This window comes from Streptomyces sp. NPDC051018 (assembly GCF_044456085.1).
In the GTDB taxonomy this organism is placed as follows: Bacteria; Actinomycetota; Actinomycetes; order Streptomycetales; family Streptomycetaceae; genus Streptomyces.
The window spans coordinates 111,323-132,696 of record NZ_JBITFN010000016.1 but is presented as its reverse complement, the minus strand read 5'-3'; the positions used below and the strand labels follow the sequence as shown (position 1 = coordinate 132,696).

The window sequence follows — 21,374 nt, the reverse complement described above, 5'->3', positions numbered from 1 at the left end:
ACGTCCCCCCCCCCCCCCCCCCCCCCCCCCCCCCCCCCCCCCCCCCCCCCCCCCCCCCCGCCCCCCCCCCCCCCCCCCCCCCCCCCCCCCGCCCCCCCCCCGGCCCTGTCCCCGGTCAGGTCCCCGCCGACATGGCCGGGGCGATCAGCAGGGCGCCGCCGATACCGGCGCAGGTGGCGTTCTCGGACTTGATGCCGACGGCGAGCAGAGCCAGACCCAGCCCGGCCATGAAGCCGAACCGCATTTGCACGTACTGCTCAACGACAAGGGCGATCAGGGGCACGGCGATCCCTCCTCATGGTGGGGAGCGGAGCGGCGGAAGGCGCGGATCGGATCCCGCGCCGGGGTACCCCGTACGACGCTGGACGGGGAGCGGCGAGTTGTGCGGTGAACCATCAGCACATCGATGGATCGGCCAAGTGGCGGCCAACTCTAATGAAGTTGTCCCCACTTGGTTGAGATTAATAAACAACTTGCAGACATCTCCCGGGAACTGGCCCGGAGTTGTAGCGTGCTGTTGTGACCTCTGAGCACCATGCAGTGAACGGCACCGGGAAGCCCTCGCCGACCGAGGTGGCGGGCATCCTGCGTGACCGCATCCGCACGGGCGCGCTGAGGGGGGGATCGCGGATGCCGACCCAGAACACCCTGGCCGACGAGTTCGGCGTCGAGCGCCGGACGATCCGCCAGGCGCTGGAGCTGCTGCGCGACGACGGTCTGATCACCGCCGCCGTCAAGGGCGCCCCGGCCCGGGTGGTGCCGTCCTCGCCCGGCAGGGACACCTCGGTGGAGGAGCCGCAGCTCACGGACGCCGGGCTCGGGCCGCGGATCCTGGAGGCGTTCCGGTCGCCGGACGTCCTGGTGGACGCGGTGTGCCTGACCTCGGAGTCCCTGAACCTGGCGCTCGCCGAGCCGCTGAGGCTGATCCGGACGGGCCGCCTGAGCCCGCGGAGCGTAAAGATCCGGATCCTGCTGCCCTCGCGCGATCTGGCGATGGCGTTCCCCCGCGCCGTCGAGGAGTCGGGCGACGACCGGGGCGTGCACCAGCGCTGGCTGTCCCTGCGCAACAGCCATGGAAAGGTGCTGGTGAGCAGCTTCGAGGCGCTGCGCACCCTGCACGGCCTGGACGTGGAAGTGACCCTGAAGGCCCTTCCGTTCACCCCGACGTTCAAGGTCTATCTGCTGAACGGGACCGCCGCGCTCTTCGCGTACTACAACGTGGAGGAGCGCGAGGAGAGCATCGACGGCACGCTCACCACGATCTACGACACTCTCGGCGGCAACTCGAAGCTGTTCCGCTTCGTCCGGGGCACGGGGGCGCGCGACGATGCGTATGTGACGGAATCGCAGGAGTGGTTCGACAGCCTCTGGGGCACGCTCGCCAAGGACATTACCCTCGGCAGCTGACCGGCATCGCTCCAGTGAGCGCTCCCCCTCCCCCGTAACCGTCCGGCCACCGACGGCTGTTGCGGGGCAGTATGGGGAGTCACGGCACCGGCAATCCGACCTCTGCCCCGACGGACGGAGCGATGTGGCTTCCTCGCACCCGACCGCTGTACTCGGCCTCTTCGCCGGAGCCAAGTCCGTGCTGTTCGACTTCGACGGCCCCATCTGCCATCTCTTCGAACGGCATCCGGCGCCGAGGATCGCCGCCGAGCTGAGGGACTGGGCCCGGCTGAACCTCCCCGACGGCCTGCCCGCGGTGCCGTCCGCGTCCTTCCACGATCCGCTCGCGCTGCTGCGGGCCGCGGCGGCCCGGCACCCGGACAGCGAACTGGTGGGCCGGATGGAGTCCCGCCTCAGCTCCCACGAGCGGCGCGCGGCCGTGAGCGCCGACCCGACGCCCGGCGCCGACCAGCTGATACGCCGGCTCGACGAGGGCGGCTACCGGCTCGCTGTCACGACGAACAACTCACCCGAGTCGGTACGGATCTATCTGGACCGCATGTCACTGAGCCGCCACTTCGGCGAGCGGCGCATCCACGGCCGTACGCGGGATCTGACCCTGATGAAACCGAACCCGGCCTGTCTGAGGAGGGCCCTGGCCGAGACCGGCTCGACTCCCGCCGAGTCCCTGATGATCGGGGACTCGGCGGCGGACTGCCAGGCGGCGGCCCGGATCGGAGTCCCCTTCCTCGGCTACGCTCGCAACGAGCCCAAGTGGCGCCAGCTCATCGAGGCGGGCGCGACCGAGATCGTCTCCTCGATCAGCGAGCTGCTGCCGGTGCTCGACGACCTGGAGTCGGTGGCGCCGCCGAGCGACCGGCCAAGTCCATCCAAGTTTCTCTGACTTGGCTGAAGCTGTTCAAGGGCTGTCGGGTGCTGTCCGGCTGCTGTAGGTTCGCGGCACCAGTGTTCCCGTTGTGCCCGTATCGGCGACATCGCCGAAAAGAGCCTCTGGAACATTGGCCGGAAGGTAGCTTCCTCTCAACACTTCCGATCAACATCTCCGAACCCGAACCCGAACCCGAACCCGGAACACCGACGGCACGACGAGCACCAAGGGCACCAGCGATGACAGTCGAGTTGGCTTCGGACGTACGTCGGCGGGCCGGTGAGCTGAGCCACGACGGCCAGGACGTCGAAGGCCCCCTCAAGGGCTACCACAACGAGACCTACGCCATCCCGCTGCCTCCCGAGAACGCCCTCTCCCGGCGGTTCGCCCGCGGTAAGTACCGCGCGCCGCGCCCCGGGGTGCTCTGGTACGACCGGCGGTGCTTCGCCTCCGAGGACCGGCTGCTGCTCGCCCTCCAGGGCCGGATCACCCGTATCCCGGAAGTCGTCGAGATCTCCGAGAACGTCTTCGTCCAGGGCTTCGTCGAGGGACGGCCGCTCGGCGGCGGAACGCTGTCGGGCCGTTCCCTGTCGGCCCATCACGAGCGGCAGCTCGGACGGCTCTTCCAGGAACTGGTCACTTTCGGCACCGGCGCTCTGGGCTCCGTGCCCCGCACCGACTGCGCCCCGGGGGACCACCCCCGCTCCGAGGACACCCCGACCGCGTTCCTGAACCGGCTGATCGACTTCACCCTGACCCAGGTCCACGACGAGAACGTCAAGGTCTACGGCACCCTCTTCGAGGGGCTCGGGGCCTCCCGGGACGCGCTGGAGAGGCTCAGAACCCCGGCCGGGCTGCTCGGACACCGCCCCTTCACGCTGGTCCACGGCGATCTGCACCGGCACAACTTCATCGTCGACCGCGCCGGTGACCTGTGGACGATCGACTGGGAACTCGCCATGATCGGCGATCCCCTCTACGACCTGGCCACCCACTTCCACCTCATGGGCTACTCGCCGCGCGCCGAGCGCCGGGTCGCCGATCTGTGGGTGGCGGCGATGGAGAGCGCCTGGTCGCCGGAGAGCACGAAGGGGTGGGAGGCGGATCTCGCCCGGCTGCTCGCGTACAAGCGGGTCCAGTCCGTCTTCACCGATGTCGTCCGCGCGGCGAAGGTGCTGGAGACCGGGGCCCAGGGGCAGGAGGCCCCCGGGCGTACGGACGGGAACTGGCGGGTGCTGCGAGCGGCCCGGAAGGTCCGGCGCGCGTTGGTGGCGGCCCGGGTACCGCTCGGGTTGCCGGCCGTGCCGACGCTGACCCAGGTCAGGACGGTCTATCTGAACTGGCTGCGCGCGTCGGAGGGGTGAGCACGTCTCACGGGGAGCCGCCGCGTCGGAGGGGTGAGCACGTCTCACGGGGAGCCGCCGTTACGGAGCCGGGTGACGGGCCTCACCCGGGAGCCGTCGCCACCGGGCCGCCGCCACCGAACCGCCGTGCCGCCCCGCCCCCGCCGTGCCCGCCCCGCCCGTCACCGTGTACGGACCCGGAAGAGCGCCCCCGACATCGCCACCGCCAGCACCAGGATCCCCCCGCACCACAGGAGCGCCACCCAAGGGGAGTTGCCCACCGGTTCGGAGTGGAGCAGGCCCCGGAGGGACTCGATCAGCGGGGTCACCGGCTGGTGCTCCGAGAAGGCGTGCAGCCAGCCGGGCATCGTCTCGATCCGGACGAACGCGCTGCTCGGATAGGGCAGGAACGTCATGAAGAAGGTGAAGCCGCTCGCCGCCTCGGGGGTACGGGCCAGCAGACCGATCGCCGCCGAGAACCAGGAGATCGCGAGCAGGAACGCCACCAGCAGCCCGAACACCGCGAACCAGCCCGCGAGGGTGGCGGAGGGCCGGAAGCCGATCGCCAGCGCCACACCGAGGACCAGCGCGGTGGAGGCGAGATTGCGCAGGACGCTGGCGGTGACATGACCCGCGAGGATCGCCGTACCGCCCACGTCCAGGGTGCGGAAGCGGTCGATGATCCCGCCGTCCATGTCGTCGCTCACGCCCACCGCCGTACCGGCGGCGCCGAAGGAGGCGCAGAGGATGAGGATGCCGGGGACGACGTAGTTCACATACTCCGTTCCGGTGTTGATGGCCCCGCCGAAGAAGTAGACGAAGACCAGCATCAGCATCACGGGGAGCGCCATCGAGGTGATGACGGCGTCGACGTTGCGCCGGCTGAGGCGGACGCTCCGGCCCGCCATCGTCGTCGCGCGGGTCCAGCCGGTCAGTACCTCAGACATGTGCGGGCTCCTCTCCGGCGGGCGGGCGGCCCCCGCCGTTCGGCGGGCTCCCGGTGAACTGGTCCTGTCCGGCGGGCCGGTCCCGGCCGTCCGGGGTGCTTCCGCCGGCCGGGGTGTCCGTGTCCGTCACCGGCCCCTTGCCGGTCAGCGTGAGGAACACGTCGTCCAGCGTGGTCTGCTGGAGGGAGAAGCGGACGATGTCGCACCGCTGCGGGTCGACCGCGTCCAGCAGCGCCCGTACCCCCGCGGCCGTACCGTCGGTCGGCAGACCGATCGTCAGATCCCCGGGGGAGCGGTGGACCGTCCGCCCGTCCGGGAAGCGGTTCGGCAGCCGGCTCTCCACGCGCATATACGCCGGGGCGTCCGCGAGTTCCAGGTCGATACGGTGGCCCGCGACCGTCGCCTTCAGCTCCGCCGCCGTGCCCTGCACGATGATCCGGCCGCCGTCGACCAGGGCGATCCGGTCCGCGAGCCGGTCGGCCTCCTCCAGATACTGGGTGGTGAGGAAGACCGTCGAGCCGCCCGCCGACATCTCCCGTACGACCTGCCACAGCTCCAGGCGGCTGCGCGGGTCGAGACCGGTCGTCGGTTCGTCGAGGAAGATCACCTCGGGGCGGCCCACCAGCCCCGCCGCGAGGTCGAGACGCCGTCGCATACCGCCGGAGTAGGTGCTCGTCGGCCGGCGGGCGGCCCGGGTGAGATCGAACCGTTCCAGCAGATCGGCCGCGCGGCGGGCCGCGCCTCCCCGGGACATCCCGCAGAGCCTGGCCATCATCCGCAGATTCTCCTCACCCGTCTGCTTGGCGTCGATGGCGGCGAACTGGCCGGTCAGGCCGATGGCCGCGCGTACCCGGGAGCGCTGGGTGACGACATCGTGCCCGGCGACGCGGGCCTGCCCGGCGTCGGCCGTGGTGAGCGTGGTGAGGATCCGGACGGTCGTCGTCTTGCCCGCGCCGTTGGGGCCGAGGAGCGCGAAGACGCTGCCCGGTTCGATCCGCAGGTCGATGCCGTCCAGCACCTTGACCTTTCCGTACGCCTTGACGAGACCGGCGGCCTCGATCGCGGGCGGCCGTGTCCGTGGGTGTTCCACCCCGTACCTCCTTCTGCGTATGCCATACGCGTTACTGTGTAAGGGTTACGCATTACTAGGATGGGCGTCAAGTGAACGGGATACGCCCTGAGTGAGAGGGCGACGGGGGCTGCCGGAGAAGGGGTGAGGGGTGACCGAGGGTCAAGACGGTGAGTGGACCGGACTGCCCGCCGGCATAGAAGCGGCGTGGGGGCTGCGCGAACGCCCGGCCAAGGGGCCGAAGCCCGGTCTCAGCGTGGACCGGATCGTGGCCGCGGCCGTCGCCCTCGCGGCGGCGGAGGGGCTCGGCGCGGTGTCGATGGGGCGGGTCGCCAAGGAACTGGGCGTCTCGACGATGTCCCTCTACCGCTATGTCGACGCCAAGGACGAGCTGTACATCCTGATGCAGGAGGAGGTCATGGGCCCGCCGCCCGAGCCGCCCGCACCCGGAACGGGCTGGCGGGAGGCGATCACCGCCTGGGCGGCGGCGCAGCGCACGATGTTCCGCCGCCATCTGTGGGTGCTGCGCGTCCCGATCTCGGGCCCGCCCGCGACCCCCAACTCGGTGGCCTGGTGGGAGCAGGGCCTCGCCGCACTGGCGGACACCGGCCTCGGCGACGACGATCAGCTCTCCGTCATCCTTCTGATCTCGGGCTTCGTGCGCAACGAGTCCCTGCTGGCGGCGGATATCGCGGAGGCGGTCGAGTCCAGCGGGGTGGGTGCGGAGGAGGTCATGCGCCGGTACGCCACCACGCTCAAGCGGCTGGCCCACCCGGAACGCTATCCGTCCGTGGCGCGGGTGCTGGAGGCCAAGGTGATGGACGGGCCGGACGATCCGGACTACGCATTCGTGTTCGGCATGGAGCGGATCCTCGACGGGGTCGAGGTCATGATCGAGAAGCGGCGGCGGGCCGGCTCATGAGTGAGGGGCGGGAGCGGGAGACGGGGAGGGAACCGGGGCGGGGCCGGGTGCCGGACCGGGTGCCGGACCGGCCCGGGTCGCGCGCGGGCCGGGCGGCGGGTGCCGGTGCGGAGAGCGTGCGGGGCGCAGGCGCGGGCGCGGGTGTGGGTACGGGCGTCGGCGCGGGTGGGGATGCCGGTTCCGGTGCCGCCGGGGTACGGGATACGGGCGGTGCGCCGGGCTCCGCCGGGGTCGGCGGGCTGCGGGAGCGGAAGAAGCAGCGGACCCGCCACGCCCTCTCGGAAACCGCGATCGCGCTCTTCCTCCGCAAGGGCTTCGACGCGGTCTCCGTCGCCGAGATCGCCGAGGCCGCCGAGGTCTCCAAGCCGACGCTGTTCCGGTACTTCCCCGCCAAGGAGGACCTGGTACTGCACCGGTTCGCGGACCACGAGGGCGAACCGGCCCGTGTGGTGGCGGACCGCCCGCCGGGGATCTCGCCGCTGGACGCGCTGCACCGGCACTTCCTCGACGGCCTGGAGCGGTCCGATCCGGTGACCGGGCTCAACGACCATCCGGAGGTGCTGGCGTTCCTCCGGCTGCTGCACGGGACGCCCAGTCTGGTCGCCCGGATGTACGCGTACCAGGGCAGGTCGGAGGAAGCGCTGGCCGAGGCTCTGGGCGGAGGCGTCGGGAACCGGCTGGCCGCCGGTCAGATCATCGCCGTCCTGCGGATCCTCGCCGAGGAGAACTGGCGGCGGATCGCGGCGGGCGGGAGCGCGGACGCGGTACGGCCCGGGGCGGCGAAGGCGGCCCGGCTGGCGTTCGACCAGCTCAGGGCCGGTCTCGGGGAGCTGCGAAAGTCCTGACCCTATATCGAATGTTACCGAGTAAAGAAAATTACTGGGTTGCGTTATTCTCGACGGAATGACGGAGCCTGAAGACGTACGCATCACTGCCGCCACCCGGACCCCGGTCCCCGCTCCCGCCGACGACCGGGCCCTCGCCCGGGAACGCGCCTACCACGACACCTGCCGCGCCGCGCTGGCCGGGATGGTCGACGACGCGGACGACCAGGTCGTCATCGGTGAGAACGCCTTCGCGTCGGGTGCCGACGCCGAGGTCCTCGGACACTGGCTCCGCAGCCGGGCCAAGGAGCTGAAGGAGGAGCCGGACGGGCCCCTGTTCTTCGGACGGCTGGACTTCGCGGACGACGAGAGCGCCGGTGACCACCGCCGGCAGAGCTACCACATCGGCCGCCGCCGGATCACCGAGCGAAAGCGGGGACAGACGGCGCCCCCGCTCGTCGTCGACTGGCGCGCGCCCGTCTCGCGCACCTTCTACCAGGCGGGTTCCCGCGACCCGCAGGGCGTCTCCGTACGCCGCCGCTTCGGCTGGGCGCCGTTCAGCCGGGGCGACTCGTCGGATCTGACGGGCTTGGAGGACGAGCACCTCGTCCCCGGCGAGCTCCCCGGCGACCTCCCGGGGGAGCCCCTGGGGAAGCCCGCGCCCGCCGGATCCGTACCGGGGCCGGCGTCCGTACCCGATCCCGCGGCCGAAACCGGCGCGCTCGCCGCCCCCGAACCGTCCGCGGACGCCGTCGTCGGAGCCGCCCCCGATCCCGCCGCCGGGCCCGACCCGGCCGGGGCAGCGCACCCGGCCGGTGTCACCAGCGCGATCGTCGCCGGTGAGATCGAGCGCCCCCGCGTCGGCCCGATGCGGGACATCGCCGCCACCATCCAGCCCGAACAGGACGATCTCGTACGGTCGGACCTCACCCGGTCGCTGTGCGTCCAGGGCGCGCCCGGCACGGGCAAGACGGCGGTGGGCCTGCACCGGGCCGCGTATCTCCTCTACACCCACCCGCAGCGCGTCCGGCGCGGCGGACTGCTGATCCTCGGGCCGAACCGCGCGTTCCTCTCGTACATCTCCCAGGTGCTGCCGTCCCTCGGCGAGCGGGACATCCGGCAGTCGACCCTCCAGGAGGAGATCGCCCGCCACGAGGCCCTGGCCGTCGACAGCCCGGCCGCGGCGGCGGTCAAACACGACGTCCGGATGGCGGAGGTGCTCCACCGGGCCCTGTATGCGAGGGTGGCGCCGCCCGCCGGGCCTCTCGCCGTACCCGACGGCTCGTACCGCTGGCGCGTCCCGCTCGGCGGACTGGAACGGATCGTCGAGGAGGTGCGCGAGGAGGCGCCCCCGTACTCCGTGGGGCGTGAGCGGGTCCGCAGCCGTGTGGTCCGCGCGGTCCGGCTCCAGGCGGAACGGCGGGCCGGGCCCCGGGGCAACGCCTGGGCGCAGCGGGTCGGGCGGTCCCGGCCGGTCACCGCCCTCCTGGACACCGTCTGGCCCAGGACCGGGCCGGAGGAGGTGCTGGCGGCCCTGCTCACCGATCCGGCCGCGGTGCCCGGGCTCACCCGGGACGAACAGGACGCGATCCGCTGGCGGAAGCCGCCGCGTACCCATCGGTCGGCGCGGTGGAGCGAGGCGGACCTCGTCCTCCTCGACGAACTGGCGGGACTCCTCGAACGGCCCGGCGGTTACGGCCATGTCGTCGTCGACGAGGCCCAGGACCTCTCCCCCATGGAGTGCCGGGCGATCGCGCGCCGCTCGGACTTCGGCTCGCTGACCGTACTCGGCGACCTCGCCCAGGGCACCACCCCCTGGGCGGCCACCACCTGGCGCGGGCAACTGGCCCACCTGGGCAAGCCGGACGCGGCCGTAATCCCCCTGACCACCGGCTTCCGCGTTCCGGCGGTGATCGTCGGTCTCGCGAACCGGCTCGTCGGCGCGCTCGGGGTCGATGTGCCGGCGGCGCGTTCGCTGCGCCGCGACGGCGCGCTGAGCATCCGCCGGGTCGGCGATCTGGCGGCGGCGACGGTCGACGCGGTACGGGCCGCCCTGGCCCGTGAGGGGTCGATCGGGGTGATCGCGGCCGAACCGGACACCCACCGCCTGCGCACGGCCCTCACGGCCGCGGGCATCCCGCTGGACGGCGGTCCCGGGACGGTGCCCGTTCAGGTGGACCGGGGCCCGGGGGCCGTGCCCGTTCAGGGGGACGGCGGCCCGGGCGCCGCGCCGGACGTCCGGGTGACGGTGCTGCCCGCGACCCTCGCCAAGGGCCTGGAGTACGACCATGTCGTCGTCGCCGAGCCCGCGGCCGTCGTGGCGGCGGAGGCGCGCGGCCTGCACCGGCTGTATGTGGTGCTCACCCGGGCCGTCTCCGGGCTGGACGTACTCCACGAACGCCCGCTGCCCGCGGAGTTGCGCACCGGTCCCGGGGAGCCGGAGACGGCGTAGGCGGGGCCGGTCACCCCTGGTGGGGACGCACGGGCCGTCCCGGAGTCCCCGGCCCGCGCACCCGGTGCACCCGGCTGATCGGGAGGACCGGGCGGGATCGAGGGGGCGCCGCCGGTCCCGTACGGCACCCGGCGCCCCGGCTCCCGCGTATGCCCGTATGCCCATATGCCGTGAGCCGTGAGCCGTGAGCCGTGAGCCGTGAGCCGGGCCGGACGCCGCTCGGCCCCTGCCACCGTGGCTCTCGCGGTGGCAGGGACCGTACGCGGCCGGGGCGCCCGGTCAGGCGGTGGCCGCCTGGAGGTGCCTGCGCTCCGGCTGGAGCAGATTCCACCACCAGCTGATGACCGGGATGTCGAGCGGCAGCTCGCTGTCGTCGGTCGGCGTGGCCCGGAAGGTGCTCGGCAGATTCGCCGGGTCGTGCGGGGTGGTGTAGCGCAGCGAGCTGATGCCCCAGTCCTGGGCGCCTCGGATGAAGTGGGACAGGCTCGCCAGATACCGGCGCAGCTGAGGGCTGCCGGTGACCTCCAGCATCTCCTGCAGCCGCAGGAAGAGACACATCACCCGGTCGCGCTGGGAGATGACGGTGGTGAGTGCCTCGTCGGTGGTGAGGCCCTCGTGGTGTTCGAGCACCCTGAGGGCGTTGAGGTAGTAGCCCTTGCTCGTCCTCTCCTTGTGGTGGGAGAAGATGTCGTTGTCCCACACGATGATGAACGACGCCATCTCGCCCGCCGCACGGGTGGCGGGATGGTCGCGCTCGTGGGGCTGGAGTTCGTAGTCGTGCGCCATCTCCAGCATCGGGAGGACGACGGTGGTGGCACCGTCGTACAGGCGCATGAGTGTGTAGTCGTTGAGGTTGGGCACCGCCCCCGCGCGACGGTGGTCGGCCTCCCAGGCGACGGAGAAGAAGTACTCCCGCAGCGCGTCGACCCAGCGGGCGGACTGCCCGTGCGTGCCGTAGCGGGCGACACGGGCCCGCAGGTCCCGCAGTCCGTTGGCCAGCGGGTCGTTCAACAGGAACGGGCTGTCGGGGTTCTGGGCGATTCGCAGCAGACGGTGGAGCACACCCGCGAGGTCACCGGGGCGATGGCCCAGGTCGCTCTCCTCGCAGTAGCCGTCGTCGACACCGAAGAGCCAGAGGATGAAGTCGGCGAGGAGGGAGACGACTTCCTCGCGGCCTTCCGGAAGGATTCTGGCCGAGAAGGTACCGATGTCATGGCGGACAAGTCGGCTGCGCAGTTCCGGGGAGCCGATGCCGAAGGTCTCCGCCCAGGCAGCTGTCTGGGCGTCGATGTCGGCGTGACTCGGGTGGATCGCCGGAGGTATCGGGGAGTAGATCGGCGGAACGATGAGCTGGGGCCCCACCCTTGATCACCTCTCTGCGGAATTGACCTGTATATGTACGGACATGCGCGGGGGGTGTCGAGTATTGATCAACTACGGCGCATAGTACTCATGGGTCATAAGCCGTCCAACAGGGGCTTCTCGCCACACCGCCGTCCGGCACTCTCCCTTACGCCGACCCCGGAAGCACACCCGATGACCGGAACCGATCGGTCGGCCGACCGGATTCCGCAGGGACTCTTCAGGCAAAACCCCTGGTGGGGCACCCGGGGTGAGGTTGGCCGGAACGTGACGCGCCGCACCCGGCGGGTGATCGGGGCCGTGATACCCCCGGGGCCGGCGTGCCGGGATTACAGGGGGTGAGACGTCCGCCACACTCAGCAGGCGCCCGGGGTGAAGTCGGTGTAAATACGGTCACTTAGGGACTTAGAGGAGTGTGGGGGTGGGGTCGGTCCGGGGTGTCTGTCGGCGTGTCGACATGGCGATCTCTCGTCAGCGGCACCCAGCTTGGCCAGAAATGCATGTTTGGGCGCGGGCATCGTCAGAAGGGCGTCGATATGGCCCGGAGACCCGGTGCTCTGGACCCCCGGAATGGGACCACAGTGCATTGAGCCGAAGTCAGGGCCGCCGTGAGCGCTGATGCCGAAGGGCCGAAGTCCGGTTCAGGGGTAACGGATAGCGGACATCCGGGGGCGGGGTAGCGGCCGGAGTTGCCGACGGCGGCGGGCGTGTCGGGCCTCCCGGGCCCGTGCCGGTCCGGGGCCGGCCGGGGAAGCCGGGCCCGGCAGGCGGGCCGGGTCTGTGACGGCGGGCGGGTCGGTTCTCTGCCCGGGCCGGGTTCTGTACCGACGGGTCGCCGAGCCGGGTCGGGCCCGGGTCCTCCCGGGCAGCCGGGCCAGACCCGTGCCCCGCCCGGGGGGCGGATGTACGGGCTCCGGTGGCCGACGCCGGCCGACCGGTGGCCGGCGTCGGCCGTGCCTGATCGGTCAGACGTCGGTCATGCCTGACCGGTCAGGCGTCAGGCGCTGCCTCACCGAGGCAGAGGGCCGCGAGGTGCGGCAGCCTGCGGTACATCTCCTCGTCGTCGTCGAAGTCGAACTCCTCGCCCATCGAGGCCTCGCGGTCGGCGCCGTTCCCGTCGCTGCCGTCCCCGGGGCCGCCCGTACCGGCGCGCGACTTCCTGTAGCGGTCGGCGGCCTCGTAGAAGCTCTTCTCGTCCCCGGGTCCGTCGGCCGCGAGCCGCTCATAGGCCGTGGACGCCGCATAGTTGACCGCTTCGCAGAACAGCGCCTCTTCGGCGCCCGCCATCACGGCGGGATGATCGGCGAGGCTGTCCGGGGCCGCGTCCGCCCGCTCGTACCAGTCGCGCCCCAGGGTGATCAGACCGGCCCGGAAGTCCATGAAGCCGTCGTCCGAGCAGCCGCCGCCGATGAGATAGGCGGCGGCCCACAGGTCCCACCGGTAGACGGCGCCGTGCACCTCGGCGAAAACCGCGTCGAAGGCGAGGACCTCCTGCCGCGAACCGGCGGCGAGCCGGTCGGCCAGGATCTCGTCGAAGGGCCTTCCGCTCTGCCTGGCGTCGGTCCGCGTATCCTCGATGACGGCCCAGAATTGATCTTTGTCCATGGCAGGGAACTGTGCCATGGCACCGTGATTCCCGTCCCGGCGCCCGTCGGCCCGGTCGTGCAAACGAATTGTTCACTGCACTTCATTGACTGAGGTTCGTTTGTTCCTTCATGCTGGCCGTATGACGTCGACTCCTGAAGCCTCCGCGGACCCCTTCACTCCACCGCATCCGGACCAGGCGCGCGTCCAGCGCGTCTATACGTCCCTGTTCCGTATCGCCGAGCGCCACGCGGCCACCGACGGGCAGCGCCGACGGCAGGTCCATCCCTCCGTCATCGCCCCGCACGAAGCCATCAGGCTTGTGTCGTTCCTGCTCAGTGGCGCCGCGGAGTTCGAGGACGGCGAGCCGGAGGTGGACCGCGCCGATATCACCGCGGCGCTGACCCTCGTACCGAGGGCCCGTGGCGAGATGGACGAACTGGAGGCCGGACTCCTCCGCATGGCGCGGGGCCGCGGTATGACCTGGCCGGAGATCGCCTTCGGTCTCGGGCTCGGCACTCCGCAGGCCGCCAGACAGCGCTACGAACGGCTGGTCGGCCGCACCGCCACCGACCCCGAGCAGACCGACCCCGAGCGGACCGACCCTGAGCAACCCGACCCCGAGCAGACCGCCCGGGAGTGAGTACGCCCCCTCGCGACCGGGGCCCGGAGCGGGTCCGGGCCCCCGGGGAAACGGTCACCCGGTACGGGGCTGGGTGAACCTCAGCATGTTGCCGGCCGGGTCGCGGAAGGCGCAGTCGCGGACGCCGTAGGGCTGGTCGATCGGTTCCTGAAGCACCTCACCGCCGCCCGCCCGGATGCGTTCGAAGGTGGCGTCGCAGTCCTCCGTGGAGAAGATCACGCCGCGCAACAGGCCCTTGGCCAGCAGTTCCGCCACGGCCTGCTTGTCGGCCGGCGAGGCGTTGGGGTCGGCGAGCGGCGGTTCGAGGACGATCTCCACGTCCGGCTGCGCGGGCGACCCCACGGTCACCCAGCGCATCCCCTCGAACCCGACGTCGTTGCGTACCTCAAGACCGAGGATGTCGCGGTAGAAGCCGAGCGCCTTGTCATGGTCGTCGACTGCGATGAAGCACTGCGAGAGCTTGATGTCCATGCCGTCGACGCTACGGCGGGTCGGCGGGTTCCGCTTCTTCGTTCCTGATCGGTTCACGGCGACCGACGGCTCGGCCGCTTCCGGCCGGTGCACCGTTTCCGAAGGGCTCACCGTGCCCGAGCGGTCCGCCCGGCCCGGCCGGTCCACCGCTCCCGGCCGATCCACCCTGTCCGGCCGGTCCGCCGTTTCTGACCGGGCGCGTGAAGGTTTTGGCGACACAGGCCGGAATCGCGGCACCGGCCTCGTGCCGACGGGACCGGTACGCGCTCGGGGTCTCGCCGACCAGCTCGGTGAAGCGCGAGCTGAACGACCCGAGCGAGGTGCAGCCGACCGCGAAGCAGACCTCCGTCACGCTCAGATCGCCCCGCCGCAGCAGAGCCTTCGCCCGCTCGACACGGCGGGTCATCAGATAGTTGTACGGCGTCTCACCGAAGGCGGCCCGGAAGCTGCGGGAGAAGTGCCCGGGTGACATGAGGGCGACACGGGCCAGCGCGGGGACGTCCAGCCGCCGCGCGTAGTCGCGGTCCATCACGTCCCGCGCTCGGCGCAGCCGTACCAGGTCCTCCAGTGTCACGTTGACCAGCATCGCACGGCCCCCGCCGCCCGACCTGGTGGAACGGCGCCGGGCCCTGTCCCTGTCCCGGTCTGCGATGCCTTCGCCGCCGGGGTCGCCGGGCAGGGGCGCGGCCGGTGAACGCCGTACCCGAGACGCCCGGGACACGGCAGCCCCCGCCGCCCTGACTCCTCGCCGCCCGGCCCGTCTCCCGGGCCGGGCGGCGAGGCCCTGGGCCGGGCGGCCGGTACGGGAGCCCCCGACCGGCAACCCCTGAGCCCGCCGGACATACGCCTCAGCCCCGCCGGGCACCCGCCCCCGCCGGGCACCCGCCTCAACCTCTAGAACCCAAGCTCAGTCCCGCCGGCAGTGCAGAAACAGATGCGGTTCCGCCACGGCTTCCGGGTGAGCCGGGGTGAACAGGGCGCTCTGCTCCCACTCGACCGAAAGCCCCGATGCCGAGACCAGCGCGGTGAACTCCGTGGCGCCGAAGCTGGTCACCCGTACCTTCTGCCCCATGAACACGGCGCTGACGGCCTCCACGTCCAGCGGCACGGTCGCGACGACCAGCCGGCCGCCGGGGACCAGCGCCCGTGTGAGCCGCCCCAGGAGCCGTGACTGGTCCCCACGGGACATCTGGAGGAGCGAGAAGTACACACAGACCGCGTCGAAACTTCCTTCCTCCAGGGGCAGTTCGTGAATGTCGGCGCATACGAAGGAGGCGCCGGGCACCTGGCGGGCCGCGAGGTCCACCATGACCGGTGAGACATCGACACCCAGCACCTCGTGCCCGGCGCCGGTCAGGGTCCCCGCGGTCGGCCGGCCCGTCCCACTGCCCACGTCCAGGACCTTGCTGTGCGGCGCGAGCCCGTCCATCAGCCGGCGCAGCGAAGCATGGTGGGCGGTCGAGTCGGCGAAAGCCCGCTCGTAGTCGGCGCCCAGGGCGTCGAACACGGCCGCGGCCCCAGCGCTGTGATCGTCAGCCATCGAGGCGGATCCTTCCGTATCCCGGGGACGGGGCTCCACGGAATGGTCGCACCGATGCCCGCGACCCTCAACGAGGCCCCGCGCACCTCGGGTTCGGCCGGACTCCGGGCCCGCGTACGCCGTACGGCACCCCGGGCTCCGGGCGGACGGCCCCGCGCCGTCCGCCCCTCCCCACTCCGCGACGGCCCGCTCGGTCGGCCCGCGGGATCAGGCTCCGAGCACGGGCCGCCGCAGCCCGCCCGTCAGGCCGTCGCCGGCTGTGGTCGTGCCCGGTGTGCCGGTGCCTCCAGACGGCCCGACCGGTGCAGCGCGTACAGTGCGCCGCCGCAGGCCAGGCCGAGGACGAGCAGGGCGATCCACGGCAGCGCGGAGACGCCCGCCGCCCGGGCCGCGTCCAGCGCGGCCCCCGTGAGCAGATTTCGGAGACGACGTTGACCCCTGCGCCGTACGCGGCGAGCAGCCGGGTCATGGACAGCTCCAGGCCCGGGTCGGTGACCAGGGTGACCGGATGGCCGTAGACCATGCCGGCCAGGGCGAGCCCCAGGCCCAGGGTGCCGCTGGTGGACTCGATGATCCTGGCGCCGGGGGAGAGTTCACCGCGGGCGCGCGCCCGTTCGACCATGTGCAGGCCGGGGCGGTCCTTGATGCCCCCGGGGTTGAAGCCTTCCAGCTTGGCCCAGAAGCCCTGGCCTCCTGGGCGAAGGGCTCCGAGATCCTCAGGAGCGGGGTGTTGCCGACCAGCCCGGAGAGGGCGGACCGGGCGGGCGGGTTGTCGGTGGCGGGGAGGGAGGGCATCGCTTCAGCTCTCGTTCGTGGACGGCTGCTTGAGTGCGCGCGTCTCGCCCGCGCCACGGACGGAGGGGCGGAGTCTTCCGGGGCGGCGACGAGCGGCAGTGCGGGTGCCGGCGGAGGCGGAGCCCCGGCTCCGGCGGCCCACCCGTGCCGCTCGGTCGCCCGGAGGCGACGAGGACGGCGAGTCAAGCTCCGGTCCTCCGTTTGACACCGGACCGGACCCGAGCCCGTGGGCATACCGGGGGCTCCTCCAAGCACCGCGCAAGAAGCTCCGGCGTGGCGTTCAGACGGTGATCTCGCGGAGGAGGCCGCCGTTCTCGTCGTACAGCTCAAGACCGAAACTCAGCCCGAACCCCGAGAGCAGGGTCGCGAGGACATCGAGCTTGTCGGGTTCGATGACCCCGTTCAGCAGGATGCCGGCCTCATCGACCGGATCGAGCTCTGCCTCGCACCAAGCCGTTTCGACCTCGTACGCGGTCCAGGACGACCTCCGGGACTTCCAGCCCGCGCCGGCGAAGCATTCGGCCACGGCGGAGGTGTCGCACCCCCGCAGAACACCCCGGAGGTTGTTGTCGGCATCCCGCCACTCGGTGGCGGGGTCCGGGCCGTCGTCCGAGATGTCCACAGCCGGATTATGGATCCGCGAACAGGGGGTGCCACACCCCTGCCGACTCACGCGGAACGGCCGGAGGCGCTGAGCAACTTCCCGACGGCGGTGCGGATGCTCTCGTCCTCGACGAAGCCCCGCCACCCACCGTTGGTACGCAGCCGCTGGTCATGGGCGGATACCTCGCCCAAGAGGTGCGCGGCACGCCGGACCGCCGGACCGAGCCGGGTCAGATGCCCCACCGCGGGGAGCGTGCGCATCTCGAACGCCGGGTCGGTGCTGCCCTGATCGTCATCCGGATGCGCCGCGGGCGCCGTGCAACAGGGCTTCGGCGATTTCGCGTACGCGGTCCATGGTGATGCCGGCGCGCTGTTCGACAGCGAGCGGGTGGTCGGTGGGTTCGAGCTCGATGAGGGGACGCTCGCCGACCGGGCGGGTGTGGACGTGGGTCTTCAGGTTGATGGTGCCGGGGGAGTAGACCGGCAGCTCGGTGGTGAGCCATCCGAAGTACGGCTTCTCGGACTCGCGTCCCGCCGTGTCCCATATGTCGGCCGCGCGGGAGAAGTTCTCACGGCTGAGGGAGACCCAGACACCCCAGGAGAACACCTCGTCGCTGCCGATGACCGGTAGCTCGATCAAGCCCTTGACGAAGTAGTGCTGGGCCCGGATGACGCACTGATCGGTGGAGAGGAGACAGTCGGGGGCATCGGCGAGGCTCGGATCCCAGACGTCGGGGGCGGCGGCGGAATAGTTCATCGGCGGCTCACCGTGGTGTCCGCCGCAGCACGTGCAGGTGAATCCGAGATCGTTGGCCATGGGAAGGAGCCTAGTGAGCGGTCTGTGGCGGAAGACTCGGCCAAGCACCCCCGTTCGCCTGCCCGCCGAATCTGCTGGAGCGGTTCCTTGCACTTCAGCAGCGCTTCTTGCGCCTGCCGTCACCTGACGGCCCGGAGCAGGCGATGAGTGTCGGGTGGGCTGTCTCCCCTCCTGAGTACTTTCCCGACCTGAAGGCACTTACCGGCATTCTCACGTTGACCTGGCCTGCGGCCCGTTCCCTGGCCGGAGATCGTGAGCTCGGGCCGATCCTTGACGCAGATGCCGAGCGCCGCCTCCTCCAGCTCCATGAACTCCGCAAACGGCCAGGCAAGAAGCACTTCTCACGTGCTCTCACCGACCCTGCCCCAGACTCTTTGGCATTCGCCGCGTGCTCGGCCGTCGCGGACGCGATTCTCAGCGCCGACAGCAGCGAGGCGGCATGGGAGATGCTCGCACCGGTCCTCCGGGCACTGGGACAGCTGACGAGTTCGCGAGGCGCTCGCCTCGACGCTGAGACTCGCCCGCTCGATGTCTTTACCTCTTCGGGTCATCCCCGACCACGAACGAGCAGCCCTCCAGCTCGGGGCGAGCTACCGACCACCCGTGAATGGTCCAGGTCTACCCCTGATCAGTGGTGGGAAGAGAAGGGCGTGCTCCGGCTTCGCTCAGGTCGGATACGGCTGCGCACTCCAGCCACGTGTCCACCAGGTCGCGGACTTCGTCCAGGGCAGGATCGCGGCTTCCACCAGGCGCGTATGCCGGAGACCTGTCCGCCCGCAACGGCACGTGGGCGCAGTACCAGGCCCGTTTGGCGCCCGCCTGTTCCGCGTTCGTGCCCGTCAGCAGATAGTTGAGCAATGTCGCCACGACGCGGCGGCGTCCGAATGTGTAGACCGCCGGCTCGACGAACCAGCGGCAGAAGCTCGGGTCGGGGTCGTGGACAGCCGCGGCCATCAGCGGAGCGAAGAACTCCTCGGGCAGGCTCGCGCGTTCGAGTAGCGGCTTGCGCGCTGCGTGGGCCAGGTGCCGGGCGCGCCGGTCTTCCGGCACGCCGGCCGCGGTGTCGAGGTCCAGCAGCCGAGCCACCTCGGCCGCGGACGACAGGAATGTGGGTGCCTCTGTCTCGTTGTGCTCTCCATCGATCACAGGCAGCATTCTGGGCCGATCCCGGACGGAGAGGTAGAGATGCTGGCGGCTGTGAGGTCAGTGGAACCACACGACGAGCCGCACGTTCTCCGCCCCGTGGACTTCGCTGAGCGTGCCCATGACGCGCCATACTCGGCCCCAGTCGCTCTCATCTCCCGCGGCAGCGGCGCGGCTCCGAGTGCCGGAGCTGTCCGTCTCCTGCCAATCGACGGTGGTGACCTCAGCCCAGGTGATCCACGTCGTCCCGAAGACATCAGCGGGACCCCCGAAGGCGGCGTACTCGCTCCTCAGTCCCGTCGATGCATCGTCCGGGAAGCCACGCCCTTCGGCCAGAGCGCGGAAGCCGAAGGAGTTGCGGACTCCGAAGAGACAGGCGAGGCCGTCATAGGCGTTACCCCGATTGAGCAGGAAGAGATCGATGGCGGCGTGCCACACGGAGTCCTCGTCGTCGGGACCCCAGAGGCGGGCCCCTGGTCGGCACTCGATCATTCCGCTGATGTCGGTAGACATGCCCGGATCGTGCCCGACCGGCCCAGGACTCGGCATCCACATTTGGCCCGCACCTCCCCGGCGCTCGCCGTCGGCGGGCGGCGGCTGGCTCATGCCAACCAGCGCTGCGAAGTGACAGCTGTCGCGAGCAGTCACAGCTGCCCCGTCCGTGGTCTGGCACACTTTTGCAAGCACTTGCTTGCAATAGTTAGCAAGGTTGTGCACCATCGGAAACATGGCATCACTCAACGTCGGCAATCTCGGTGAGTACCTCCGCGAGCAGCGGCGCAGCGCGCAGCTGTCGTTGCGGCAGCTCGCCGATGCCGCCGGGGTGTCCAATCCGTATCTGAGCCAGATCGAGCGCGGGCTGCGCAAGCCGAGCGCGGAGGTGTTGCAGCAGGTCGCCAAGGCGCTGCGGATCTCCGCCGAGACGCTGTACGTGCGGGCCGGGATTCTCGACGAGCGGGACCGGGACGAGCTGGAGACGCGTGCCGTGATCATCGCCGACCCCTCCATAAACGAGCGGCAGAAGGCCGTTCTGCTCCAGATCTACGAGTCCTTCCGCAAGGAGAACGGATTCGAGGTCACGGAGGGCCCGGATGCCGCCGCCCCAGCCGCTCCCACCGCTCGAGCCGATCACGACACCACGGACCCGGCCACCGCGGCCGACGACGCCCGCAGGGGCGACGGCGGCGACGCGGGACCGGCCGCAAGCCAACCCTCACACTGATTTCGCGTTCCAGGAGGACCACTCCCATGGCCATCACCGATGACCTGCGCAAGACGTTCAGCGACCCGACCCCCTTCTACTTCGCGGCGGGCACGGCCGACCTCGCCGTCCAGCGGGCCAGGAAGGTTCCCGCGCTGCTGGAGCAGCTCGCGGCCGAGGCCCCCGGGCGGATCGAGGAGCTGCGCAACACCGACCCCAAGGCCGTGCAGGAGAAGGTGACCGTCCAGGCGAAGGAGGCCCAGGCCACCGTTCAGGCCAAGGTCAACGAGGTCATCGGGGGGTTCGACGCCGATCTGAAGAAGCTGGGCGAGACCGCCCAAGACCTCGCGCTGCGGGGTGTCGGAGTGGCCGCCGAGTACGCGGTCAAGGCCCGTGAGACCTACGAGCGCGTCGCCGAGCACGGTGAGCAGACCGTACGGCAGTGGCGGGGTGAGACCGCCGAGGAGATCGCCGAGATCGCCGTCGCGGTCGAGCCCAAGGCCACGCCCAGGGCCACGCAGCCCCGTACGGCCCAGCCCCGCACGGCGCAGGCCCGCACCGCTCAGCCCCGTACGGCGCAGGCCCGTACGGCCCAGTCCCGGACCGCGCAGCCGAAGGCCGCCGCCGCCAAGTCCGAGCCGAAGCCGGCGGCCAAGGCAGAGCCGGCCAAGGCCGAGGCGGCCAGGACCGAGGCCAAGGCCGAAGCGAAGTCCGAGCCCAGGGCCGCTCAGCCGAAGACCGCCGAGGCCCAGCCCGCCGCCAAGCCTGCCGCCAGGGCCGAGGTGAAGACGGAGGCCGGGGCCGAGACGAAGAAGACGCCCGCGCCCCGCCGGGCCACGCCCCGCAAGCCCGCCGCGAAGAAGACCGCTCCGCCCGCCAAGTAGGCGTGTGGCGGGAGGCGGACCGGGCACCTTTACGGGGTCCGGTCCGTTTCCCTGGTACCCCAGGTACCTTGGCTGGCGGAGGCGCTACTCATCACTCACCTAGGCGGTGCTCAATATGTTGCGCACGGGATTCGACTCCGCGCTCGTGCTGGTGGTCGGGCTGGTCTTTCTGGTCACCTCGGTGACCGCGCTGGTCATGGCCGCCCTCGCTCGTGAGGACGCCTACCGCGCTGCCGACAAGAAGACGAAGGGCTTCTGGCTGATCATTCTCGGCCTTGCCGTCGTGGTGAACCTGATCCCGCTGAACCTGCTGTTCCTGTCGATCGCCGGACTGATCGCGAGCATCGTGTTCTTCGTCGACGTCCGGCCCGCGCTCAAGCAGGTCACCGGCGGTGGCGGCAGGCGCGGGGGCTCCAGCAGCGACGGCCCCTACGGCCCTTACAACGGCGGCAGGTAGCCCGCCCCGCGCGGGCCCGGCCCGCTGCTGATCCGAGCCCAC

General features: G+C 71.2%; 23 protein-coding genes and 1 pseudogene. 10 read left to right on the top strand and 14 right to left on the bottom strand.

Features of this window, described 5'->3' with window-relative positions; genetic code table 11:
• Positions 1 to 115: 115 nt before the first annotated feature.
• Entirely contained in the window at positions 116 to 283 is a 168-nt protein-coding gene (locus ACIBCM_RS25530; protein WP_399246964.1) for a hypothetical protein, read from the bottom strand.
• Positions 284 to 519: 236 nt separating this feature from the next.
• On the opposite strand from ACIBCM_RS25530, the gene ACIBCM_RS25525 reads away from it, so the two are divergent.
• From ACIBCM_RS25525 to ACIBCM_RS25515, 3 genes are all read left to right on the top strand, one after another.
• Positions 520 to 1,407, top strand: a complete 888-nt coding sequence (locus ACIBCM_RS25525; RefSeq protein WP_399246962.1) for a GntR family transcriptional regulator — start codon at positions 520 to 522, stop codon at positions 1,405 to 1,407.
• Between the two features lie 124 nt (positions 1,408 to 1,531).
• Positions 1,532 to 2,290, top strand: a complete 759-nt coding sequence (locus ACIBCM_RS25520; RefSeq protein WP_399246960.1) for an HAD family hydrolase — start codon at positions 1,532 to 1,534, stop codon at positions 2,288 to 2,290.
• 224 nt (positions 2,291 to 2,514) lie between these two features.
• Positions 2,515 to 3,639 (top strand): phosphotransferase, encoded by a 1,125-nt coding sequence (locus tag ACIBCM_RS25515; RefSeq protein ID WP_399246957.1) that lies wholly within the window; start codon positions 2,515 to 2,517, stop codon positions 3,637 to 3,639.
• Positions 3,640 to 3,800: 161 nt separating this feature from the next.
• Here ACIBCM_RS25515 and ACIBCM_RS25510 read toward each other — a convergent pair whose 3' ends face one another.
• Entirely contained in the window at positions 3,801 to 4,565 is a 765-nt protein-coding gene (locus ACIBCM_RS25510) for an ABC transporter permease (RefSeq protein ID WP_399246955.1), read from the bottom strand.
• On the bottom strand, positions 4,558 to 5,655 hold the full coding sequence (locus tag ACIBCM_RS25505; RefSeq protein WP_399246953.1) for an ATP-binding cassette domain-containing protein: 1,098 nt from the start codon (positions 5,653 to 5,655) through the stop codon (positions 4,558 to 4,560). The genes ACIBCM_RS25510 and ACIBCM_RS25505 overlap by 8 nt, the downstream gene beginning before the upstream one ends.
• Before the next feature lie 130 nt (positions 5,656 to 5,785).
• Between ACIBCM_RS25505 and ACIBCM_RS25500 the strand changes: the two genes are divergently transcribed.
• The 3 genes from ACIBCM_RS25500 (at position 5,786) to ACIBCM_RS25490 (ending at position 9,832) form a co-directional block, all read left to right on the top strand.
• A complete protein-coding gene (locus tag ACIBCM_RS25500; RefSeq protein WP_399246951.1) occupies positions 5,786 to 6,556 on the top strand; it encodes a TetR/AcrR family transcriptional regulator in 771 nt (256 codons plus the stop codon).
• A gap of 116 nt (positions 6,557 to 6,672) precedes the next feature.
• Entirely contained in the window at positions 6,673 to 7,401 is a 729-nt protein-coding gene (locus ACIBCM_RS25495) for a TetR family transcriptional regulator (protein ID WP_399246949.1), read from the top strand.
• 58 nt (positions 7,402 to 7,459) lie between these two features.
• Complete coding sequence (locus ACIBCM_RS25490) at positions 7,460 to 9,832, top strand: HelD family protein (protein WP_399246947.1); 2,373 nt, start codon at positions 7,460 to 7,462, stop codon at positions 9,830 to 9,832.
• Positions 9,833 to 10,111: 279 nt separating this feature from the next.
• On the opposite strand, the gene ACIBCM_RS25485 is transcribed toward ACIBCM_RS25490, so the two are convergent.
• Positions 10,112 to 11,194: a selina-4(15),7(11)-diene synthase gene (locus ACIBCM_RS25485; RefSeq protein ID WP_399246945.1), complete on the bottom strand. Its 1,083-nt coding sequence runs from the start codon at positions 11,192 to 11,194 to the stop codon at positions 10,112 to 10,114.
• Between the two features lie 990 nt (positions 11,195 to 12,184).
• Complete coding sequence (locus tag ACIBCM_RS25480; RefSeq protein ID WP_399246943.1) at positions 12,185 to 12,799, bottom strand: DUF4240 domain-containing protein; 615 nt, start codon at positions 12,797 to 12,799, stop codon at positions 12,185 to 12,187.
• Between the two features lie 121 nt (positions 12,800 to 12,920).
• Here ACIBCM_RS25480 and ACIBCM_RS25475 point away from each other — a divergent pair, with 121 nt between their 5' ends.
• Positions 12,921 to 13,421, top strand: coding sequence for a DNA-binding protein (locus ACIBCM_RS25475; RefSeq protein ID WP_399246941.1), 501 nt, complete (start codon positions 12,921 to 12,923; stop codon positions 13,419 to 13,421).
• A 54-nt stretch (positions 13,422 to 13,475) separates the two neighbouring features.
• Here ACIBCM_RS25475 and ACIBCM_RS25470 read toward each other — a convergent pair whose 3' ends face one another.
• The 9 genes and pseudogenes from ACIBCM_RS25470 to ACIBCM_RS25430 all read right to left on the bottom strand — a co-directional run bounded on the left by ACIBCM_RS25470 (position 13,476) and on the right by ACIBCM_RS25430 (position 19,303).
• Complete coding sequence (locus ACIBCM_RS25470; RefSeq protein WP_399246939.1) at positions 13,476 to 13,892, bottom strand: VOC family protein; 417 nt, start codon at positions 13,890 to 13,892, stop codon at positions 13,476 to 13,478.
• Positions 13,893 to 13,902: 10 nt separating this feature from the next.
• Entirely contained in the window at positions 13,903 to 14,421 is a 519-nt protein-coding gene (locus tag ACIBCM_RS25465; protein WP_399247098.1) for a helix-turn-helix transcriptional regulator, read from the bottom strand.
• Between the two features lie 378 nt (positions 14,422 to 14,799).
• Positions 14,800 to 15,432, bottom strand: a complete 633-nt coding sequence (locus ACIBCM_RS25460; protein ID WP_399246937.1) for a class I SAM-dependent methyltransferase — start codon at positions 15,430 to 15,432, stop codon at positions 14,800 to 14,802.
• Between the two features lie 418 nt (positions 15,433 to 15,850).
• A pseudogene (locus tag ACIBCM_RS25455) lies at positions 15,851 to 16,227 on the bottom strand (pyridoxal-phosphate dependent enzyme); the annotation flags it as partial.
• Positions 16,228 to 16,507: 280 nt separating this feature from the next.
• The gene (locus ACIBCM_RS25450) at positions 16,508 to 16,849 is read right to left on the bottom strand and encodes a hypothetical protein (protein ID WP_399246935.1); all 342 of its coding nucleotides are present in this window, start codon (positions 16,847 to 16,849) and stop codon (positions 16,508 to 16,510) included.
• Positions 16,850 to 16,896: 47 nt separating this feature from the next.
• Positions 16,897 to 17,073 carry a hypothetical protein gene (locus ACIBCM_RS25445; RefSeq protein WP_399246933.1) on the bottom strand — a complete coding sequence of 59 codons (177 nt, stop codon included), beginning with the start codon at positions 17,071 to 17,073 and terminating at the stop codon, positions 16,897 to 16,899.
• Positions 17,074 to 17,122: 49 nt separating this feature from the next.
• Positions 17,123 to 17,587 (bottom strand): DUF2199 domain-containing protein, encoded by a 465-nt coding sequence (locus tag ACIBCM_RS25440; protein ID WP_399247096.1) that lies wholly within the window; start codon positions 17,585 to 17,587, stop codon positions 17,123 to 17,125.
• A 678-nt stretch (positions 17,588 to 18,265) separates the two neighbouring features.
• A complete protein-coding gene (locus tag ACIBCM_RS25435) occupies positions 18,266 to 18,793 on the bottom strand; it encodes a hypothetical protein (RefSeq protein ID WP_399246931.1) in 528 nt (175 codons plus the stop codon).
• Between the two features lie 57 nt (positions 18,794 to 18,850).
• A complete protein-coding gene (locus ACIBCM_RS25430) occupies positions 18,851 to 19,303 on the bottom strand; it encodes a hypothetical protein (RefSeq protein ID WP_399246929.1) in 453 nt (150 codons plus the stop codon).
• A gap of 214 nt (positions 19,304 to 19,517) precedes the next feature.
• On the opposite strand from ACIBCM_RS25430, the gene ACIBCM_RS25425 reads away from it, so the two are divergent.
• From ACIBCM_RS25425 to ACIBCM_RS25415, 3 genes are all read left to right on the top strand, one after another.
• Positions 19,518 to 20,012, top strand: a complete 495-nt coding sequence (locus tag ACIBCM_RS25425) for a helix-turn-helix domain-containing protein (protein WP_399246927.1) — start codon at positions 19,518 to 19,520, stop codon at positions 20,010 to 20,012.
• A 26-nt stretch (positions 20,013 to 20,038) separates the two neighbouring features.
• A complete protein-coding gene (locus ACIBCM_RS25420; RefSeq protein ID WP_399246925.1) occupies positions 20,039 to 20,875 on the top strand; it encodes a hypothetical protein in 837 nt (278 codons plus the stop codon).
• 115 nt (positions 20,876 to 20,990) lie between these two features.
• A complete protein-coding gene (locus ACIBCM_RS25415) occupies positions 20,991 to 21,332 on the top strand; it encodes a DUF2516 family protein (protein ID WP_399246923.1) in 342 nt (113 codons plus the stop codon).
• Positions 21,333 to 21,374 lie beyond the last annotated feature (42 nt).

What these genes read in the sequence shown, in the direction of transcription:
- ACIBCM_RS25515 (WP_399246957.1), top strand. Translation starts at nt 2,515, where the DNA reads ATGACAGTCGAGTTGGCTTCGGACGTACGTCGGCGGGCCGGTGAGCTG.
- ACIBCM_RS25510 (WP_399246955.1), bottom strand. Translation starts at nt 4,565, where the DNA reads ATGTCTGAGGTACTGACCGGCTGGACCCGCGCGACGACGATGGCGGGC.
- ACIBCM_RS25490 (WP_399246947.1), top strand. Translation starts at nt 7,460, where the DNA reads ATGACGGAGCCTGAAGACGTACGCATCACTGCCGCCACCCGGACCCCG.
- ACIBCM_RS25480 (WP_399246943.1), bottom strand. Translation starts at nt 12,799, where the DNA reads ATGGACAAAGATCAATTCTGGGCCGTCATCGAGGATACGCGGACCGAC.
- ACIBCM_RS25475 (WP_399246941.1), top strand. Translation starts at nt 12,921, where the DNA reads ATGACGTCGACTCCTGAAGCCTCCGCGGACCCCTTCACTCCACCGCAT.
- ACIBCM_RS25470 (WP_399246939.1), bottom strand. Translation starts at nt 13,892, where the DNA reads ATGGACATCAAGCTCTCGCAGTGCTTCATCGCAGTCGACGACCATGAC.
- ACIBCM_RS25465 (WP_399247098.1), bottom strand. Translation starts at nt 14,421, where the DNA reads ATGGACCGCGACTACGCGCGGCGGCTGGACGTCCCCGCGCTGGCCCGT.
- ACIBCM_RS25460 (WP_399246937.1), bottom strand. Translation starts at nt 15,432, where the DNA reads ATGGCTGACGATCACAGCGCTGGGGCCGCGGCCGTGTTCGACGCCCTG.
- ACIBCM_RS25440 (WP_399247096.1), bottom strand. Translation starts at nt 17,587, where the DNA reads ATGAACTATTCCGCCGCCGCCCCCGACGTCTGGGATCCGAGCCTCGCC.
- ACIBCM_RS25430 (WP_399246929.1), bottom strand. Translation starts at nt 19,303, where the DNA reads ATGTCTACCGACATCAGCGGAATGATCGAGTGCCGACCAGGGGCCCGC.
- ACIBCM_RS25425 (WP_399246927.1), top strand. Translation starts at nt 19,518, where the DNA reads ATGGCATCACTCAACGTCGGCAATCTCGGTGAGTACCTCCGCGAGCAG.
- ACIBCM_RS25420 (WP_399246925.1), top strand. Translation starts at nt 20,039, where the DNA reads ATGGCCATCACCGATGACCTGCGCAAGACGTTCAGCGACCCGACCCCC.
- ACIBCM_RS25415 (WP_399246923.1), top strand. Translation starts at nt 20,991, where the DNA reads ATGTTGCGCACGGGATTCGACTCCGCGCTCGTGCTGGTGGTCGGGCTG.